General features: G+C 66.5%; 13 protein-coding genes. 9 read left to right on the forward strand and 4 right to left on the reverse strand.

The features are described from left to right. The first annotated feature begins 14 nt into the window (after positions 1-14). On the forward strand, positions 15-1,367 hold the full coding sequence (gene ilvA / locus AB4Z09_RS15515) for a threonine ammonia-lyase IlvA (RefSeq protein ID WP_442240112.1): 1,353 nt from the start codon (positions 15-17) through the stop codon (positions 1,365-1,367). Here ilvA and AB4Z09_RS15520 read toward each other — a convergent pair. Further along, on the reverse strand, positions 1,360-1,914 hold the full coding sequence (locus AB4Z09_RS15520) for a TetR/AcrR family transcriptional regulator (protein ID WP_114719322.1): 555 nt from the start codon (positions 1,912-1,914) through the stop codon (positions 1,360-1,362). The two genes, ilvA and AB4Z09_RS15520, sit on opposite strands and share 8 nt — an antisense overlap. Before the next feature lie 117 nt (positions 1,915-2,031). On the opposite strand from AB4Z09_RS15520, the gene AB4Z09_RS15525 reads away from it, so the two are divergent. The 7 genes from AB4Z09_RS15525 (at position 2,032) to AB4Z09_RS15555 (ending at position 15,254) form a co-directional block, all read left to right on the forward strand. Next, positions 2,032-3,546, forward strand: a complete 1,515-nt coding sequence (locus tag AB4Z09_RS15525; protein ID WP_442240113.1) for an MFS transporter — start codon at positions 2,032-2,034, stop codon at positions 3,544-3,546. A 426-nt stretch (positions 3,547-3,972) separates the two neighbouring features. Further along, positions 3,973-7,854, forward strand: a complete 3,882-nt coding sequence (locus tag AB4Z09_RS15530; protein WP_442240114.1) for a DUF7507 domain-containing protein — start codon at positions 3,973-3,975, stop codon at positions 7,852-7,854. A 91-nt stretch (positions 7,855-7,945) separates the two neighbouring features. Further along, a complete protein-coding gene (locus tag AB4Z09_RS15535) occupies positions 7,946-8,683 on the forward strand; it encodes a class F sortase (RefSeq protein ID WP_442240115.1) in 738 nt (245 codons plus the stop codon). 1,068 nt (positions 8,684-9,751) lie between these two features. After that, complete coding sequence (locus AB4Z09_RS15540) at positions 9,752-11,590, forward strand: Ig-like domain-containing protein (protein ID WP_442240116.1); 1,839 nt, start codon at positions 9,752-9,754, stop codon at positions 11,588-11,590. A gap of 50 nt (positions 11,591-11,640) precedes the next feature. Next, positions 11,641-14,082 carry a DUF5979 domain-containing protein gene (locus tag AB4Z09_RS15545; RefSeq protein ID WP_442240117.1) on the forward strand — a complete coding sequence of 814 codons (2,442 nt, stop codon included), beginning with the start codon at positions 11,641-11,643 and terminating at the stop codon, positions 14,080-14,082. 206 nt (positions 14,083-14,288) lie between these two features. After that, on the forward strand, positions 14,289-15,101 hold the full coding sequence (locus tag AB4Z09_RS15550) for a class E sortase (RefSeq protein WP_429519603.1): 813 nt from the start codon (positions 14,289-14,291) through the stop codon (positions 15,099-15,101). Beyond that, entirely contained in the window at positions 15,102-15,254 is a 153-nt protein-coding gene (locus AB4Z09_RS15555; RefSeq protein WP_174910919.1) for a hypothetical protein, read from the forward strand. It begins immediately after the preceding gene. Positions 15,255-15,275: 21 nt separating this feature from the next. On the opposite strand, the gene treZ is transcribed toward AB4Z09_RS15555, so the two are convergent. Both treZ and AB4Z09_RS15565 read right to left on the reverse strand, forming a co-directional pair. Continuing rightward, positions 15,276-17,015, reverse strand: a complete 1,740-nt coding sequence (gene treZ, locus AB4Z09_RS15560) for a malto-oligosyltrehalose trehalohydrolase (protein WP_174910916.1) — start codon at positions 17,013-17,015, stop codon at positions 15,276-15,278. Between the two features lie 51 nt (positions 17,016-17,066). Then, positions 17,067-17,879, reverse strand: coding sequence for a mycofactocin-coupled SDR family oxidoreductase (locus tag AB4Z09_RS15565; protein WP_174910913.1), 813 nt, complete (start codon positions 17,877-17,879; stop codon positions 17,067-17,069). A 121-nt stretch (positions 17,880-18,000) separates the two neighbouring features. Here AB4Z09_RS15565 and AB4Z09_RS15570 point away from each other — a divergent pair, with 121 nt between their 5' ends. Further along, entirely contained in the window at positions 18,001-18,846 is an 846-nt protein-coding gene (locus AB4Z09_RS15570; RefSeq protein ID WP_174910910.1) for an SAM-dependent methyltransferase, read from the forward strand. Positions 18,847-18,954: 108 nt separating this feature from the next. On the opposite strand, the gene AB4Z09_RS15575 is transcribed toward AB4Z09_RS15570, so the two are convergent. Further along, on the reverse strand, positions 18,955-19,827 hold the full coding sequence (locus tag AB4Z09_RS15575; protein WP_174910907.1) for a LysR family transcriptional regulator: 873 nt from the start codon (positions 19,825-19,827) through the stop codon (positions 18,955-18,957). Between the last annotated feature and the right edge of the window lie 18 nt (positions 19,828-19,845).

The following is a 19,845-nucleotide window of genomic DNA, read 5'->3' on the forward strand; positions in this document are numbered from 1 at the left end:
GGGAACATGGTTGGGTGTCAAATTCGCCGAAACTCGCAGAACTGAAGGTCACCTCGCCCGCTCTCACCGCGGACGAGATCGATGCTGCTGCCGAGCGAATTGCGCACATTATCGACGCGACACCCCTGCAGCTCAGTGATCGACTGTCGGCGCTGACCGGCGCTCGGGTGTACCTCAAGCGTGAAGATCTTCAGGTGGTCCGCTCCTACAAGCTGCGCGGCGCCTACAACCTGATCATGCAGTTGAACGACGCCGAGCGCGCCGCGGGTGTGGTCACGGCCAGCGCCGGCAACCATGCGCAGGGTGTGGCGTTCGCGTGCCGGGCGATGGAGATCCGCGGGCGCATCTACGTTCCGGCCAACACGCCCAAGCAGAAGCGCGACCGGATCATGGTCCACGGCGGTGGCTTCGTCGAACTGATCCCGACGGGGGAGACCTACGACKCCGCCGCGGCCGCCGCGGCCGCCGACGTCGAGCGGACGGGCGCCACCATGGTGCCGCCGTTCGACGACGCCCGCACCGCGGCGGGCCAGGGCACCATCGCGGCGGAGATCCTCGAGCAGCTGGGTCAGGCGCCGGACAGCGTGATTGTCCCGGTCGGCGGCGGCGGTTGCATCGCCGGCATCGCCACGTACCTGCACGAGCGCGCGCCGCAGACCACGATCGTTGGTGTCGAGCCGGTGGGGGCGGCGTCGATGACGGCGGCCCTCGTCGCCGGTGGCCCGGTGACGCTGCCCGAGGTCGACCCGTTCGTCGACGGTGCCGCGGTCAAGCGGGTCGGCGACCTGCCCTACGCGGTGGTCTCCGAGCTCGGCGCGAGCGTCGTCTCGCACGCGTCGCTGCCGTTGGTGGCGGGCACCCGCACGGGGCACGGCTCGGAGAAGTTCGCGATGACCCAGGTCGACGAGGGCGCGATCTGCACCGCGATGCTGGAGCTGTACCAGAACGAGGGCATCATCGCCGAGCCTGCCGGTGCGTTGTCGGTGACCGCGCTCGGTCATCTCGATGTCGAGCCGGGGAGCACCGTGGTGTGCCTGATCTCGGGTGGCAACAACGACGTGTCCCGGTACGGCGAGATCCTCGAGCGCTCGCTTGTCCACCTCGGTCTCAAGCACTACTTCCTGGTGGACTTCCCGCAGGAGCCGGGTGCGCTGCGTCGATTCCTCGACGAGGTGCTCGGGCCGGACGACGACATCACCCTGTTCGAGTACGTCAAGCGCAACAACCGGGAGACGGGTGCCGCGCTGGTCGGCGTCGAGCTCGGTTCGGCGGACGGGTTGACCGACCTGCTCGACCGGATGCGTGCCTCGCGCCTCCAGGTGGAACAGCTCGAGCCCGGGTCCCCGGCGTACCGCTACCTCACGTAGCGGAGTCGTCCTCCGCCGCCGCGGTGGGGCCGAGCAGTCGGTTCACCACCCGGCGGTGGAGTTCCGGGTCGGGCTCGGGTAGGCCGAGCAGGGCGGCGAGGTAGATGCCGTCGCCGACCAGGCGCACGATCTCGGCCTGGACCGGATCGTCGATCTCGGCGAGCAGCCCGTCGTCCCACGATCGCATGACGTCCGCGACGGCCTGCTGCACCTCGTCGTGCTGCCCGTCGGCACTGCGCATCGCGGCGAGCATCGAACGGTACAGCGCCATCTCRTCCGCCGAGTCGGCGCCGGGGTACTGCAGGTAGATCTCGGACACGGTCCGCCCGCCGGCGACGGCGTCGGCGAGCTGTTGGTCGGACCGGTCGCCGAGACGGCGGACCATCGACGCGAGCAGCGCTTCCTTGCTGGGGAAGTGGTAGAGCAGACCGCCCTTGGAGACGCCTGCCGCGGTGGCGACCGCCTCGAGCGTCACGTGGGCGACGCCGACGTCGTGCAGCAGGCGTTCGAGGGCGTCGAGGATGCGATCGCGTGTGTCGGAGGCCATGAAAATCACTGTACCGGCTGGACGGTGAACTGCTACCCTGGGTTGGGCACTGTACCGGCTGGACGGTTCACCTTCTGGTCGGTTTTCGTTCATCGAAGAAGTTTCGTGGGAGTAGAGATGTCTCTGGGTACGGTGCGGGATCCGCACGACGTTCGGGCCGGCCGGAAGGACTGGCTCGGGCTGGTCGTGCTCGCCTTCGCGGTCCTTCTCATCTCTGTCGACGCGACAGTGCTGGACCTGGCGCTGCCGTTCATCAGTGAGGACCTGGCGCCGAGCAGCACGCAGCTGCTGTGGATCATCGACGTCTATTCGTTCGTCCTCGCCGGCCTGCTGGTCACGATGGGCACGCTCGGCGACCGGATCGGGCGCCGGAAGCTGCTTCTCATCGGTGCGGCCGGGTTCGGCCTGGCGTCGTTGATCGCCGCATGGTCGGCCAGCCCCGAGATGCTGATCGCCGCCCGTGTCCTGCAGGGCGTCTCGGGTGCAACGCTGATGCCCGCGACACTGGGTCTGATCCGGACCATGTTCGTCAACCCGCGCCAGCGCACCACCGCGATCGGCGTGTGGGGCGCGATGGCCGGTGGCGGCGCCGCGGCCGGACCGCTGGTCGGCGGCTGGCTGCTCGAGCACTACTGGTGGGGTTCGGTGTTCCTCATCAACATTCCGGTGATGATCGCGCTCATCGCCCTCGGCCCGCTGGTGATTCCGGAGTCGAAGAACCCGGAGCCGGGGCGCTTCGACCTCGCCAGCGCCGGATTGTCGATCGTGGCAATGATCCCGATGGTGTACGCGGTCAAGGAGTCCGTCGTGCACGGCCCGTCGTGGATTCTCACCGGAGTCGGTCTCGTCGGCGCCCTCGCCGGCTGGGTGTTCATCCGCAGGCAGCGGTCCCTCGCCGACCCGATGATCGATCTGTCGTTGTTTGCGCGGCCGGCGTTCTCGACGGCGGTCGTGACGAACCTGCTGTCGATCTTCGCGCTCGCCGGCGTGCTGTTCTTCGGATCGCAGTACCTGCAGCTGGTGCTCGGCTACAGCCCGCTGGAGGCGGGTCTGCTGATGCTGCCCGGCACGCTCGTCAGCGCGGCCGCGTCGCTCGCGGCGGCATGGCTCGTGCGTCGCTGGGAGCCCAGCCGGGTGTTGAGCGTCGGACTCGTGATCGCCGCCCTCGGTGCGGCGGTGATGATCGCGCTGGGGCCGGACAGTGGGCCGGAGGCGTTCGTCGTCGGATTCATCCTGGCCGGCGCCGGCGTCGGCGTGGCGTTGACGCTCACCTCCGACCTCGTGGTCAGCGCGGTCGAGCCGGAACGCGCGGGTGCCGCGTCGGCGGTCTCCGAGACCGCGTACGAACTTGGTGTGGCGCTGGGTGTCGCCGTGCTCGGCAGTGTGGTGCTCGCGATCTTCCGTCGCGGACTGGACGTCTCGGCGCTGGACGCGGATCAGGCGCACATCGCGCAGGGCACGCTCGGCGGCGCGGTGGAGGTGTCGAAGTCGATGCCGGTGGAGCAGGCGGCCGCGTTCGTCGACTCGGCCCAAGCAGCCTTCGTCGACGGCATGAACATCGCTGCCGGAGCGACCGCGGTCATCCTGTTCGCGACCGCGATCCTGGTGGCGCGGATGCTGCGCCGGCGTTGACCTGTAGTTGACGTGTAACGGCTCGAGCGGCCGGTCCGATCTGCAGATCGGACCGGCCGCTTTCGTGTCCGAGTGGCAACGCCTCGGATGCCATGTGCCGCAACTGCTATGCCCAGTGCCCGGTAGGGGGCTGTCCGGCTCGGGACTTTTGGTTCAACTTTCAACGGGTGAAACTGAGGGTGATTTGCCGCCTCACCTCCGGCCTTCGATATGCGTTTTGCACTTCAGTACAATCTATCGAATCATGTTGTTGAACAGGGTATTTCATTCGAATTCCCCATCCTTTCGGGGGTGAGGCGCGTCGATTCGGGTGGTGCGGGCTGTATCGACGTTTGTGTTTGTATGTCCGGCGTCGGGGTGATTTTCCATTCATCATCCATTTCGCCGTGGCCAGGTCTGGCCGGGCGTTCATAAGAAGGGCCTCAAATGGGGGGGTTAGGCGGCGCCCTGCGTAAGGGCGTCATTCGAACTGTGGTCATGGCGATGTTCGCCGGCGTGGCCACAGTGTCGACCGTAACGGTCGGCGCAGGGACCGCAGCAGCGGCGGAAAACCTGAGATGTGATGTGCTGTACTCGGTCAACAACGGTGCGAACAAGGCAAAGTGGGTTGACCCCGTCACGGGTAATGCGACGGATGCCTTCGAACTGAAGCCGAAGGATTCGGACCACAACCAGCTCGGAATCGGTCCGGGTGGGACATACGCGATCTACACGTCAGGCGACGGCAAGATCTACAAGTATGACGCCGCCAACGGGACGACGAGTTCGACGGATCGCGACAGCAAGGTTGCGAAGACTACACACGGTGCGATCAACCCCGCGAACGGCCTGTACTACTACGGCGGCAAGGACGATCGCGCCGATTCGTTCACGTTCGGGGCGTACGACCCTGCCAACAACACGTCCCTCGATGTCGTCCTCAAGGTGACGTTCGACAAGAAGACGACGGTCCCAGGCGGTAACGGCGACCTCGCTTTCGATGCGAACGGCAATCTGTTCATCGTCGCAGCTGGGGATGAAAAGGGCCGCATCTACTCTGTCCCGGGGCCGATGCCGACCTCTTCCCTGAAGACTCTGACGGGCAAGGCGATCACGGATGAATCGAAGGCCTTCAGGAAGAGCAATTCCATTGCTTTCGGACCGAACGGTTACCTGTTCGTCGGTGGCGGCGGAAGCCTCCTCAAGGTCGATCCGAGTACCGGCAACGAAGTCCCTGCAAACCTGACCAGCTCGCCCATGACCGATATGGGTTCCTGCAATGATCCGAACACGATCGAGTTGCGCAAGAACCTGCCCGACGGTCGCGTTGGGAAGGACGATCAGTTCGGCCTGGAGATCTCCGGTGGCGGTCTGAGCGAGGGCAACACGGCGACCACGTCGGGCACCAAGACGGGGATCCAGGAGCAGGCTGCCGGCCCAGTCCTCGGACTTGCAGGCAAGACCTACACCCTCACGGAAACCGCCCAGGGCGGCGCGAGCCTCGACAACTACGTCACCACGTGGGAGTGCGTCGACGCCAAGACCCAGACGAAGAAGTCCGGCGAAGGCGCGACCATCACCGTGGAGATTCCAGCTGGTCAGAGCGGCAAGAGCACCAGTTGCACGTTCACCAACGCGGCGAAGAAGCCTGGCCTGGAGCTGGTGAAGTCGGCTTCGCCGAACACGGCCGCAGACTTCGTCGTCGGCAAGACCGTCACTTACAGCTTCAAGATGACGAACACCGGCGCCGTGACTCTCAAGGACGTCAAGCCGGTCGAGAAGACGTTCACCGGCAAGGCGGACATGTCGGACTTCACCTGTCCCGATGGCGCTAAGTCGTTGGCGCCCAAGGCATCTGTGACGTGCACCGCGACGTACGTCCTCCAGCAGGAGGACATCGACCGCGGCAAGCTCGACAACACCGCGACCGCGACCGGAACCGATCCGGGTGGCAAGCCGGTCAACTCGAACGAGTCGAGCGTCCCTCTCGTCGGCGGTCCGGCCACTCCCGGCATCACGCTCGACAAGATCGCGTCGCCGAAGGAAGCCGAGGCCTACAAGCTCGGCCAGACCATCAAGTACACCTTCAAGATCAGCAACACCGGCAACGTGACGTTGAACGATCTGAAGGTCAACGAGGGTGATTTCACCGGCAATGGCAAGCTGTCGGCCGTCGACTGCCCGGTGACGTCCGTCGCCCCTGGTGGCACGGTGACGTGCACCGCGGAGTACACGCTGACCCAGGCGGACATCGACAGCGGGCGCATCGAGAACACCGCGACCGCGACGGGCAAGCCTCCGGCGGGTGAACCGATCACGTCCCCGCCGGACACGGAGACGCTCGAGGGCAATCCCGCGAAGTCGCTGTCCATCGTGAAGGACGCATCGCCGTCGACGACCGAGTCCTACAAGGTCGGCCAGGAGATCGACTACACCTTCAAGATCACCAACACCGGTGAAGTGACGCTCACGGACGTGCATCCGAACGAGACCAAGTTCACGGGTGACGGCGACATGTCGGCGTTCGATTGCCCAGCGGGCGCGAAGTCGCTGGCACCGGGCGAGTCGACGACCTGCACGGCGAAGTACACGCTGACGCAGGCCGACATCGATGCCGGCAAGCTGGAGAACACCGCGACCGCGACGGGGACGCCTCCGTCGGGTGAGCCGGTCACGTCGAAGCCGTCGGGCAAGACGCTGTCGGGCGAGCCGAAGCCGGCGATCAGCCTGGAGAAGACCGCCACGCCGACCGAGGCGGACAAGTTCGCGGTGGGTGAGACCGTCACCTACAGCTTCACGATGACCAACACCGGCAATGTGACGCTGACGGACGTGCATCCGAACGAGGTCACCTTCTCGGGTGACAAGACGAAACTGAGTGACTTCGTCTGCCCAGATGCGTCGAAGCCTTTGGCGCCCAATGCGTCTACGGTGTGCACCGCCACGTATGAGCTGACCCAGGCCGACGTCGATCGGGGCACTCTCGATAACACCGCCACCGCGACCGGTACCCCGCCGTCGGGTGGGGACGTGACCTCGGAACCCGATGACGTGAACCTGTCGGGCAACCAGAAGCCTGCACTCGAGATCGTGAAGACCGCGTCGCCAAAGGGTGTCGAGGACTTCAAGGTCGGCCAGGAGATCACGTACACGTTCGACATCACCAACACGGGTAACCAGACGCTGTCGAACGTCAAGGTTGCCGAGGGCGCGTTCTCGGGCTCGGGAAAGATCACCGACCTGTCCTGCCCGGAAGAGGCGACGTCGATGGCGCCCGGCGCGAAGGTGACGTGCTCGGCGAAGTACACGATCACGCAGGACGACGTCAACGCCGGCAAGATCGACAACGTCGCGATCGCCACGGGTACGCCTCCGGGCACCGAGACTCCGATCGAGTCGCCCCAGGACGAGGAGAACCTGGCAGGGGATCCGAAGTCGGGGTTGACGCTCGAGAAGACCGCGGAGCCGCGCGAGAACGTCCAGGTGGGTGACACCGTCACCTACAAGTTCGCGATCACGAACACCGGTGATCAGACCCTCACCGAGGTGAAGGTCAAGGAGAACGAGTTCTCCGGCACCGGAACGCTGTCGGACATCACGTGCCCGGACAACTCGCTGGATCCCGGCGAGTCGGTGACCTGCGAGGCCACCTACACGTTCACGGATGAGGACATGAAGGCCGGCTCGATCGACAACGTCGCCACGGCAACCGGCACCCCGCCGTCGAAGGCTCCGATCGAATCGAATCCGTCGGACGCGACGGTCACCGCTGGGGAACAGCCCGGCGGAACAGGTTCGCTCGGCTCGCTGGGCCTCGGTTCGCTCGGTTCCCTCGGCAGCGGTTCGCTGGCGGCGGGCTCGCTGGCGGCAGGTTCGCTCGCGGCCGGATCCCTCGCAGCGGGTTCGCTGGAGAACTCCGGCTCGCAGGAGAACGCGGGTTCGGCCGGCTCGTCGGGTTCTGCTGGTTCGCAGGAGAACTCGGGTTCGGCCGGATCGGGTTCCGGTAACCCCGGTACTCCCGGTGGTAACCCCGGTACTCCCGGTGGCAATCCCGGTACTCCCGCCAACCCCGGTACGCCCGGTGACCCGGGTACTCCCGGCAACGCGGGCAACTCCGGGAACGGGAATGCCGGAAATGGTGGAGCCGCCGGCAACTCCGACACCGAGAAGGGCGCGCTGATCGATTCGGGTCTGGGCGCCGACGGTGACGGCGGTCTGAACACGGGCCTCGTCGCCGGTGGACTGGCGCTGCTGGTCGCCGCGGCTGGTGTCCTGTTCATGGCACTGCGCAGGCGCAAGGCTGCGGAAGGTGACGTCACAGATCTGTGATGACCGCTGATGATTGACCGGGTGGCCCGAGACGAGAACCGTCTCGGGCCACCCGCGTTCAGGTCGGGGGTGATGGAGAGGGTTGTGAAGCGTGGGGAAGCATGCGGCCAAGCGTGGGTCGGGTCGGAGCGGGACGATTCTGCTGGTAGTCATGGCGTTGGTGCTGCTCGCGGGTGGTGGTCTTCTGGTCTTCCGTGGCCTGCAACCGGAGTCGGCGTCCGCGGCGCCGGTGCCCGAGTCGACGTTCGACTTGTCGCCGGACGGAGTCCACGATCCCGTTGCTGGGCCGGCGCCCGTGATCGGCGACGGCGGGAAGGCGCGTAAGCCGGGTCCGGCGGCGGCGAATCCAGCTGACCGGCCGCAGATTCCGTTCGGTCCGTTGCCGGACGACAGCGTGGTGGTTCCGGCGATCGGGGTGGAGACGGCGCTCGATCCGTTGGGGTTGGCGGCGGACGGGAGTTTGTTGCTGCCTCGGGATGTGAGTGCGGTGACGTACTGGACCGGGTCGGCGCCGATCGAGGCGCCGGATGGCGGGATTCTGGTGGCCGGTCATGTGGACAACGCGAATCAGGGTGAGGGTGCGTTGTATTGGATGCACACGTTGTATCCGGGTGATGCGGTGTATCTGACGAAGGACGGGGTGGTCACCCGGTGGAAGGTGACGCGGATGGAGCGGTTCGTCAAGCAGGTGTTGCCGGAGTGGGTGTTCCAGGGTGCTGGTGGTCCGCGTGAGTTGCATGTCGTGACGTGTGGTGGGGAGATCGTGAAGGATGCGCAGGGGCGCGGGACGTATCTGGAGAACGTGGTGGTGACCGCTGTCCCGTTCTGATCCGGTAGTAGTACTCGTGCGTGAACTGATCCCGACGATCCCGTGTTCGGCCATGATCTTTGGCGACCCGTACACTCCACCCGAGGCTCGGTGACATTCGGCGATCTTGACCGCCAACTCTGCCCGCCGCTACATCCGAAGAATCAATCCTGTTGCTGCAGAACGCGTGCAGTATTCGTAGTGTCCGGAGGGCGATGCCTCGAGCAGGTCAGTCATCCGGGCCTCTACTCGGCGACCTGCTTGCGCAACCGCAGCAACTCGGCGCACTCGGCACCGTCGAGGGGTTGATCACCCTGGGCGGCGGCCGCCTCGATCCGGCGGCGATCGTCCGGCCCGAATCGATCACCCGATGGGATGCTTCGACCTTGCGCTCGGTCTTGAACGACTTTGTGGGTACGTGACCCGTGAACATCGCTTCCCGCGAGATCCTCACCAGCTCGTCCCGCCATCGCATCAGATCCCTTGCGGGACAGTGGTGTACATCACTCACACGCGGTGGAGTGTGCGCCGACACTGCAGTCCGCAGCCACCCCGCCGTCGCGAAAGCGGGCGCCTCCGCCAAACGAATGACCAACGGAGTTGGACGGGCGACCAGTAGATGAGGGTGATTCCGGGGGTGAAGTTTCCGCTCGGCCGCGACTGCTCCATGGTTCGCTCCGCTCTCGCTGGAAGCGACTCAATCGCCCTGTAGCGCAACAGGTTTCGCTACGTACCGGCGCTCGTCTGTGGTCCGAAGGCCCGGAATCAAACGTTGGTTCGGCTCAGCGCGTGTGTCCCCCGATCGTATATATGGATAGTTGTCCAACTTGTGCCGTTCAGTGGAAGGGGTCGAATGGCAAGCCTTGTGGCCGCGTCACGCGCGGCCCGAAGACTGCTCGCCGGTCGCAGCGTCGACATCCGAACTTGCGCGCACTTTGGTGGCGCCGCCCGGGGGTAGTTGCAAGTCGTTCCCGGTCCTCGGGTAGGCCGCTGGAGTGGGGCAGGGCCGATCTGAGAATCCCGTGTGCCAGGTCGGCAGCCTCCGGCAGGTCGATAGAAAATTTGTGTGTGTAACGAAAGGTATAACCCATGCGTAACCGTGTCTTCCTTCGCCGTGCCGGAGAGGGGGTGGTGTCTCGGTGGACGGCGCTGGGGTTGATGTTCATGGCCCTGACCCTGGTCTTGACGTCGTTCTCGCTCGCCCCGGTTGCCTCGGCGGACCCAAGCGAGACCGCGACCACCACTCCGGCCACCTCGACGACGAAGGCGCCGCCCGCGTCCACGCCGGAGTCGTCCACGTCTGAGTCGACCGCGACCACGACGAAGGCTCCTGCAACCACGACGACGGCGCCCGCATCGGAGTCGCCCGCGACCACGACGAAGGCGCCGTCCGCGTCCACGTCGAAGTCGCCCGCGAGCACGACCAGCGTGGCCCCGACGACGGCGAAGCGAAGCGCGGCGGTCACCCCGCGCGGACTCAATCCCAAGATCGATGTACAGATCACCGACGTTCAGGTCGAGGGGAAGAACGGCCAGCAGATCACGGTCGGCGACTCCGTCACTGTGAAGGGCACCTGGGACGCGAGCAAGGCGGACCCGCAGTCGGGCGACGAGTTCACGATCAAGTTCCCTGCCGAATTGAAGCTCGGGACCAACCCCGCGTTCGTCCTCGAGGGCGACGACGGGACGGCCTGGGGCACCTGCAATCTGGTGGCCGCCACCAATGTCATGACCTGTGTGCTCACCGACGCCGTGACGGATCGCCCCGAAGAAGTGTTCGGCGACTTCGAGGTCTTCACGAAGGCGGTCGAGTACACCACGTCCGAGACGATCGACTTCGAGATCAACGAGAAGGTCGTGCCGGTCGATCTGCCCGGCGAGGGCGGCATCAGCGATGGCCGCGTGATCGGCGAGGCCACGAAGTCCGGCAAGCTCCAGGACAACAAACAGTCTGTGCGTTGGACCATTGACATCCCCGGCGCCGACCTGGCCGCTCTGGACACAGCTGGCAAYGGTTCGGTGACCCTGAGCGACACGCTCTCGAGCAACATGAAGCTGTGCGAGGACGCAGTGCTCAACGCGAAGTTGCTGTCCGGTCGCCCGGGCGATCTCAAGAACGTCCCCGGCGGCGTCGCCGTCACCCAGCCTGGCGGCGCGGGTGCGGTCGGCATCACGATCACTAACGGCGCACCCTTCGAGAAGGGCAAGCTCTACCGCGTCGAGTACACCTCGTGCACGACCAGCGGCGAGGTGGATCTCCCCGGGGAGGACGGCCTGCAAGCCGTCTACGACAACTCCGTGAGGATCGGCGGCACGACGGTGAGCGCGCCCGGTGTCGGGCAGGACTGGCGTCCGAAGACTGGGCCAGAGAAGTCCGGCAATCTCCTGCATGGTGAGCGGTACAAGGCGGCCGAGTGGACCATCACGGTCCCGGGCAGCTTCATCGAAACCAGCCCCGGCAAGGTAGTCACCATTGCGGACACTCTCGGTGGCAATCATGCCGTCTGTGAGGAGGGCCTTGGGCTCAAGGTTTGGCGCGCCGACCGTCTGCCCGGGCCGGACGGCTCAGGGCCCAAACGCACCGACGTCACCGGCGAGTTCGACATCGTTTCCACCGCCGCGGCTGGTGCCAAAGACATGTCCGTGACGATCACGCCGAAGGACGCCGGCAAGGTCGACCCGAAGCAGTACTACTACGTGACGTACCGGACCTGCCTCACCGAGGACAAAGTGCCGGACTCCGGAGATGTGTTCACCAACACGGCGACCGTCAACGGCACGCCGGTCAAGGGTTCGGTGAAGGGTCCCGACTTCAACGGCAAGAAGAACGGCAAGATCAACACCGATTCGCGGGAGGTCGCCGGCGAGAAGCAGTCGGCAGGCACCACCATGGACTGGCACGTGGAAATCCCCGGAACTCGCTGCTGAAGCAGATCGATTCCTCCTCCGAGAAGTTCCCGGAGGGCACCGAGTTCACCGTGAAGGTCGAGGAGTTCGCCCCCGGGAAGAACCCGGAGATGGACAAGCCGTCGGCGACCTACAACGTCAAGGTGAAGGCTGACGGCACACCGGTCAGTGGCTTCTACCCCCGCGGCACCGGCTGGCAGATCCGCCTGTCCGAGATCGACCTGCCCACGGTCGACGGCGTCTACTTCGAGCAGGGGACGTTCCGCCCGGCGGAGGGCGTGACGCTCAACGCGGACCGCACCCAGGCGCTGGTGACCATCACGCCGAAGAGCAACGTCGGCGTCACCCTTGTCAACAAGGCCGTCCTGGGCTCGGCGAAGATCACCAAGACCGTCATCGGTGAGGCGCTCGGCGCACTCACCGGCAACGAGGCCTTCGTCGTCAATGCGGAGATCGACCTCGGTGACGGTTCCGGTAACGAGATCCGCCCGTTCACGCTGACGCACGGCGGGGTCTTCGATCTGAAGAACCTGCCCATCGGAGCGAAGGTCACCTTCACCGAGGTTCAGCCGACGGACACCGACCGTGTGACGTGGTCGGCGCCCGTCATCGAACCGAAGACGCTCGTCATCGGCACCGATGCGGCAGCGAACACGGTCTCCGTCACCAACGAGGCGAAGATCACGCAGGGCACCTTCGAGCTGAGCAAGAAGCTCACGGGCCCGGAGGCGTTCAACAAGGACGTTCCCAAGACCTTCGACGTGGTCGCCACGTGGACCGACGCGAACAACGTTCCGCAGTCCAAGACGCTGACGCTCCCGTCCGACGGCACCGCGGTTCCGTTCGGTGAGAACCTGCCCGGCGGCACCAAGATCACGCTGACCGAGACGGTTCCGGCCAACGGCAATGGTCTCGCCTATGGCGTGCCCGCATACACCGGGGATGTCACGATCGGTGAGTCCGGCGTGGTCACCATCGGCAAGGACCTGCGCAAGGTCGAGGTCGTCAACTTCGTCGACAAGAACGACGGCACCCTGCGCATCCTCAAGCAGGTTGAGGGCGAGGCCGCCGGCGAGATCGGCGACGACGTGGAGTTCACGGTCGAGGCCAGCTGGAAGGACGGTGTCAACTACGCCAAGGAGACGCTGACCGTCAAGAAGGGCGTGGCCACGCCGCTGAACGCCAAGCTTCCCGTCGGCACCGAGGTGACCTTTACCGAGGTTGGCCGCCCGGATGTTGCCGGCGAGTGGGGCACGATCCAGTGGGGCACCGACCCCAACGGTGAGTCCTGGCTCAAGGACAACGGCAATGGCTCGGTGACGGGCATCGTGTCCGACGATCCCACCGAGGGGCGTCTGATCACGCTGACGAACGAGGCCCTGTGGGCCTTCGGCTCGGTCGAGTTCACGAAGTACATCCTCGACGGCGACGACCCCATCCCCGCCACCGAAGCCGACCTGCCCTCAGGCGCGGAGTTCCAGGTTCGGATCGACGGCATCGATCCGGCGCTCCCCGCGGGCACCGATTTCCCGGCAGTGGGCGAGACCATCACCCTCAACGCAGGAAACGGCTTCAGCTGGAAGTCCGGCGACGTGCTGCCGCGGAACACCGTGGTCACCTTCTCCGAGGTCGATCCCAACCCCCTGCCCGGCATCGCCTGGGCGCGGCCGTATTACTGGGTGGCTGAGGACGCCGGCGACGCGGACTACCGCAACACCGTCGCAATCGTGCCCGGAGACGAGGCGAAGGTGGAGATCCACAACCGCCCGATCCCGACCACGGATGTGGATATCGAGAAGATCGTGACCGGCCCCAAGGGCAACCAGGTCACGAAGGACCCGTCCACGACGTTCCAGGTCACGGCGACATGGACGGACGTCGACGACGAGGCGCGTACCTGCATCCTCGACGTCAAGCCGGGCGCATCGGTCACCCCGACCGCCCAGTGCGACGCCGCCGTCATCGACGGCCGGGTCCAGTTCCCGCTCGACACCGAGATCACCTTCGTCGAGACCGGCGCCCACACTGACGTGACCAACGTCAAGTGGGGCGACGTGGTGTGGGGCGTCAACGAGGGAAGTGCGGACGTCGTCACGATCGACGGCAAGCCGACCGGAGTCTCCGTCACCCTCGCCGGTGACGCGGACGGATCGGTGGTGCTGGGACTCGAGAACAAGACCAGCAGCAATGGGCTGGTCATCATTCCGCTCCCCATCCCGATCCCGCCGTGGGACGGATCGCTGATCCCGCCGGGATCTGGCTCCGAGTGGCCGACCCCTCCGGTCTCCAACCAGCCGGGCGGACCTGGTTCGCCGGAGCAGCCGTCCAAGCCGGGCGACTCCGGACACAACGGTGCTCCGGGTAAGCCGGCTCCGACCCAGCCGGACCAGTCGCCGTCCCTGCCCGTGACGGGTGCGAACGTCATCTGGCTCGCCGGTGTGGGGCTGGCGTTGATCGTCGGCGGCGCATGGCTGACCCTGCGCAACCGCAGGCGGGTGTCCGGCGAGGGATAACCCCCAGCCGGCACACGGTAGCGGGGCGGGTGCGACCTACATACACCTGGTCGCACCCGCCCGCGACATCCAGACCACCGGTTCCGCCGCGATCGACGGGCTCGGTCGCCTGTCCGTGCTTCTCTATGATCTTCTCGGCGGCACCGGAAGCGTCATGATCAACGCGGGCAGCTAGGTCAACACATCTGTGGAAGGGGCCCCGGTCCGTGAGTGACAGCAAGGTTCCGGGCCCGCATCGGCCGCGGCCGGGCGCAGGGCAGATTCTCGGCGAGCTGCTCCTCACGGCCGGGGTCCTCGTCCTGCTTTTCGTCATCTATGAGGCGTTCTGGACCAATATCGTCTCGGGGCGGCTGCAGGACGATGTCAACGCCCACCTGGAGCAGTCCTGGGGCAACGACTCCGGGGCGGCCGGTGATGAGCCGGTTGCCCCGCTGCCCCCGGCGCTCGGCGAGGGGTTCGCGCGGGTGCACCTCCCCGCCCTCGACACCGTGTACGCCGTCGTCGAGGGCACCCGCAACGAGGACCTGCGGGCCGGCCCCGGCCACTATCCCGAGACGCAGATGCCCGGCGAGGCAGGAAACTTCGCGCTCGCCGGGCATCGTATCGGTACCGGTGCGGTGTTCCAGCACCTGGATCGGCTCGCGTCGTGCGATGCCGTCGTCGTGGAGACCGAGTTCCAATGGATGACCTACCGGCTGCTCCCACTCGAGGCGGCCTCGCCCGAAAGGCGTGCGGCGGCGGAAGCCTGTCTGAGCCCCGAGCAGACCGATCGCGTCTCGGACGGCGACTACGCCCACGTCCTGGGGCGGCACATCACCGTGCCCACCGACGTCGAGGTCGTCAACCCGCTGCCCGGCGCCGCTTGGGTGGAGGCAGCCCCCGGGCTGGAAAGCATGCTGACGCTGACCACGTGCCATCCGCTGTTCTCGAACACCGAGCGCATGATCGTGCATGCCATGCTCGTCGAAACAATCCCCAAGTCCTCGGGCCACGGTCCCGCGGCGTTGCAGGAGCGATGAATGTACGGCTACCTCTGGCACGCGCTCCCCGGCCCCCGGCCGGTGAAGGCACTACTCCTGATCGTCCTCGTTGTCGCGCTCGTGCTGCTGCTCATGGAAGTGGTATTTCCCTGGGTCTCCGAGCACATGCCCTACTCGGACGTCACCGTATAGGCTGCGCCGTCCTGTTCCGGGCTATCCGATCCGGCCGGCGTCGAGAACCGCGAACGAGTGCCCGGGCAGAACGATCGCCGACGCCGTCTCGTCCACCGTCGGCTCCTCCCACCACAGGAGGGGAATCCCGCCGATGGGCACGGTCACGGGGTCGGTGCCCAGATTGCAGGCGATCCGCAGGTCGCCGCGAATGAGTGCGAGCCAGCGTTCGTTCTCGTCGTATTCGACCTTGAGGTGCTCGAGCCACGGGTCGGTCAGATCGGCGCGGCTGTGCCGCAACGCGATCAGTTCCCGATAGCACTCGAGCAACCGTGCGTGCGCCGCGATCGCCGTCTCGCCCCAATCGAGTTTCGATCGCTGGAACGTTCGAGGATCCTGCGGATCCGGGATGTCGGCGCTGTCCCAGCCGTGTTCCGCGAACTCGCGGCGGCGACCCTCCGCGGTCGCCTTCGCGAGTTCGGGTTCGGGGTGAGACGTGAAGTACTGGAAGGGTGTTCGCGCACCCCATTCCTCGCCCATGAACAGCATCGGTGTGTACGGGGAGCACAGGACCAGGGCGGCCTTGATCGCGAGTTGACCCGCGGTGAGGTACGAACCGGGTCGGTCGCCCGTGGCGCGGTTGCCGATCTGGTCGTGGGTGCAGGTGTACGCGAGCAGGGCGTCGGCGGGAATCCTGCGGATGTCGATGGGGCGGCCGTGGTTGCGGCCCCGGAACGTCGAGAAGGTGCCGGCGTGGAAGTAGCCGTGCGTGAGCGTGTGCGACAACGCCTGCAGGGAGCCGAAATCGCCATAGTATCCCTGCCTCTCGCCGGACACTGCGGCATGGATGGCGTGGTGGACGTCGTCGTCCCACTGCGCGTCGAGGCCGTAGCCACCGGCGGCCCGAGCCGAGATGATCTTGGGGTCGTTGAGGTCGCTCTCCGCGATCAGGGTCAGTGGCCGTCGCAGGTGCGCCGACAGTCGGTGCACCTCCACCGCGAGATCCTCGAGCAGGTGCACGGCGGTGTTGTCGACGAGCGCGTGGACGGCGTCGAGGCGCAGCGCATCGATGTGGAAGTCGCGGAACCAGCTCAGCGCGTTCTCGATGATGTAGCGACGCACCTCGTGGCTGTGCGGGCCGCACAGGTTCACCTCGCGACCCCACGAGTTGGCGCCGTCCGCGAGATACGGGCCGAACCGGTCCAGGTAGTTGCCGGACGGGCCGAAGTGGTTGTAGACGACGTCGAGGATCACCGCCAGTCCGCGCCGATGGCAGGCGTCGACGAAGCGCTGCAAGCCGTCCGGGCCGCCGTAGCCCTCGTGCACCGCGTACCAGAGCACGCCGTCGTAGCCCCAGTTGTGGGTGCCGTTGAAGGCGGCGACCGGCATCAGTTCGACGAATCCGACGCCGAGATCGACGAGGTGATCGAGCCGGGCGATCGCGGCGTCGAACGTGCCCTCCGCCGTGAAGGTGCCGACGTGCAGTTCGTAGACGACGCTGCCCGCCAGTTGGCGGCCCGTCCACGCCGAGTCGGTCCAGCCTGCGGGATCGAGCCGATGCAGTTGCGACGGCAGGTGGACCCCGTCCGGCTGCCGTCGCGAGCGTGGATCGGGCAGCACCGGCGGCGTGCCGTCGAGCACGAATCCGTACCGCGCGCCCGGTTCGGCGGCGACGTCGGCGCGCCACCAGCCGTCGGGGGAGCGGGTCATCTCGTGCGCGTACCCGTCGACCTCGACGCGCACCGAACTCGGAAGGGGGGCCCAGACCTCGAAGGTGTGCACGTGATCAGAATGCACCGATCACGTGCACACCGCAGCCGTCCGGGGGTGGCGTCAGCGAATCAGCGTGCCGAGATCGACCGGCAGCTGGATGCCGGTGACGTGCCGGGCCTCGTCGGACGCCAGCCATGCGACGGCGTTGGCGATGTCCTCGGGCTGGCTGATCTGGTCCGGCAGGCTGCCCATGAAGATCGGGGCCAGGGTGGTGCTGTACTCCTGGACGAGCGCGTGCATGTCGTTGACCTGCATGCCGGTCTCGACACCGTTGGGATGGACGGTGTTGACGCGGATGTTGTGTGCGCCCAGTTCCACCGCGAGGGTCTTCGCGAGTCCGGTGACGCCGTGCTTGCTGGCGACGTAGTGCCCGAGGAACGGCAGGCCGCGCAGGCCGGCGACCGAACTCGTGATGACGATGGAGCCGCCCTCGCCCTGCTCGATGAGGTGCGGGATCGCGGCCTTGACGGTGTAAAAGACGCCGGTGAGGTTGACGTCGAGGGTCTCCTGCCACTGCTCGGGGGTGATCTCCCACGACATGGCGCCCGAGCAGATGCCGGCGTTCGCGACCACGACGTCGAGGCGACCGAGGGTGCCGATGCCGTCGGCGAGGGCGGCCGCGAGCGCGTCGAAGTCCCGGACATCGGTCTTGGTGGCGACGATCTTGCGGCCCAGACCTTCGACGAGGGCGACGGTCTCGGCGAGATCGGCCTCGGTCGCGCCGTCGTAGGCGGTGGAGTCGAAATCCGCGCACGCGTCGAGCGCAATGATGTCGGCACCCTCGGACGCGAGCCGGACCGCCTCGGCGCGACCCTGGCCGCGGGCGGCTCCGGTGATGAAAGCGACCTTGCCGACGAAACGGTTCGCGCTCATGGGTATGTCCTCCAGTCCTTGACGGTCATGTGACCTGGACCATATTCGGCCGACGGGGTGCGCGGACGTGCATTCTCGGTGACCGGGAGCACAATCGACGGTAGACCGAGGAGGTGCCGCCGTGAATCAACCTCGAGGCGTCGGAGTGACCGCGGTGTTCGTCGCAGCGGCCCGCGCGATGGAGAGCGGTCGCGCCGACAGATTGTTCGACGACCCGTGGGCCGGTGAATTCGTCAGAGCATCCGGCTGGAATCCGCCGACCGATCAGATGGACGACGGCAGCCGCGAGGAGCTGACGACGTGGGTCGCGGTGCGGACGAAGTTCCTCGACGACTTCGTGTTGGACGCCGTTGCGGCGGGCTGTCGGCAGCTCGTCCTCCTCGGCGCCGGCCTGGACACGCGCGCTTTCCGGCTGCCCTGGCCGCAGCCGGTGACCGTCTACGAACTCGATACCGCCGAGATGGTGCAGTTCAAGGACGCCGTCCTGGACGGTGTCTCGTCCGCGCAGGCGGCCCGCGTCACGGTGCCGATCGACCTGCGCGACGACTGGCCCGCGGCCCTGCGCGGAGCCGGGTTCGGTCCCGACGTCCCCACAGCCTGGATCCTCGAGGGTCTGCTGGCGTATCTACCCGAGGACGGCGTGGACGCCCTGATGCGGCACGTGGGGGAGTTGTCGGGAGCGGGAAGTGCGATCGGCGCCACCATAACCAACGTCGACTTCACGGCGGCGATGGACGACGCACCGCTGTTCCGGGGTAGCCCCCTCAGTCGGCGCGACTGGCTCGCCCTGTTGCACTCGAACGGTCCCGCGGATCCGGAGGCCTGGTTCGACTCGTACGGTTGGCGTGCCACCGCTGTGATCGTCGACGACCTCGCGCGGCGGTACGGGCGTGTGCTGCCCGAACACTCGGTGCTGAAGCAGTTGCGGCCGGGAAACCGGTGGTTGGTGTCGGCCGTGAGGAAGTGAGATCGCGGGGCGGACGGCAGCGGTCGCATCGAAAAATGCTCGCCGGTGCCGCTACCGGTGATGGGGTGGACGCGGTTGTGCGGACGCGTTCGCAGTCTTGTTCCTGGATCAGGGCTCCTCGGCGTTCAATTCGTCCAGTACGAGCCGCAGCGGCGACCATTGTTCGCGACCGCGGCGAATGACGGCATAGGTTCGCATGATCACCTCGAGATCGTCGAGGCTCCTGACCCGTACCTCGGAGTGCTGGCGGGTGCGCTCGAGGGGGAGCAAACCGACGCCGTGGCCCGCGGCGATGAGATCGTCGATGAGCTCGAGGCTGTCGATGTGGTGGGTAATCCGGGGAGTGAAGCCGGCCATGGAGGCGAGGATGCGTAGGACCTCTTCGTCTGCAGTGTTGCGCGAGTTGACGATCCAGTTGCTGCCTGCGTATGAGGACAGCGGGCCGGGGCGCTGGGCCGCATGTGTGCCGAGGCCCCATTTCATCGTCCAGAGTGCGGTCGCGCTGAAGTCGTTGCGAAGTGTCGCCGGAGCGAGGTTGTAGTCGTACGTGAGCGCGATGTCGACGTCGTCGCGGGCGAGCCGTTCGAGAGCCTCGAACGGCTCCTGCTCGGCGATCATGACCGTCACCGCCGATTGAGCCGCCCCGAGCCGAGCGATGGTCGGCAACAGCGAGCGCCGAATGGCGGACGCGAAGCCCGCTACACGCACCGTACCGGCCGGCGCTGCGTCCACGTCGAGATCCACTATCGCGGCATCGACCGCGGCCAGGATCGTCACCGCGTGCTCGGCGAGTCGCCGGCCCGCCGGGGTCAGGCGCACCCGTCGACCGTCGGGTTCTGTCAGCGGCGTGCCGATCCTTCGGGCCAGCGCCGCAATATGTTGGGAGACAGAAGAAGTGGTCATTCCGAGCTCGTCGGCGACCTCGCGCATCGAACCCCACCGGGACAGTTCGAGAAGGATGCGGAGTCGGTGCAGGTCCATGCAGGCATTGTTCAGGAT

The organism is Rhodococcus sp. TAF43 (assembly GCF_052113525.1).
Taxonomy (GTDB): Bacteria; Actinomycetota; Actinomycetes; order Mycobacteriales; family Mycobacteriaceae; genus Prescottella.

Coding starts and splice junctions, on each gene's coding strand:
- AB4Z09_RS15525 (WP_442240113.1), top strand. CDS start 2,032: ATGTCTCTGGGTACGGTGCGGGATCCGCACGACGTTCGGGCCGGCCGG.
- AB4Z09_RS15530 (WP_442240114.1), top strand. CDS start 3,973: ATGGGGGGGTTAGGCGGCGCCCTGCGTAAGGGCGTCATTCGAACTGTG.
- AB4Z09_RS15555 (WP_174910919.1), top strand. CDS start 15,102: ATGTACGGCTACCTCTGGCACGCGCTCCCCGGCCCCCGGCCGGTGAAG.
- AB4Z09_RS15565 (WP_174910913.1), bottom strand. CDS start 17,879: ATGAGCGCGAACCGTTTCGTCGGCAAGGTCGCTTTCATCACCGGAGCC.
- AB4Z09_RS15575 (WP_174910907.1), bottom strand. CDS start 19,827: ATGGACCTGCACCGACTCCGCATCCTTCTCGAACTGTCCCGGTGGGGT.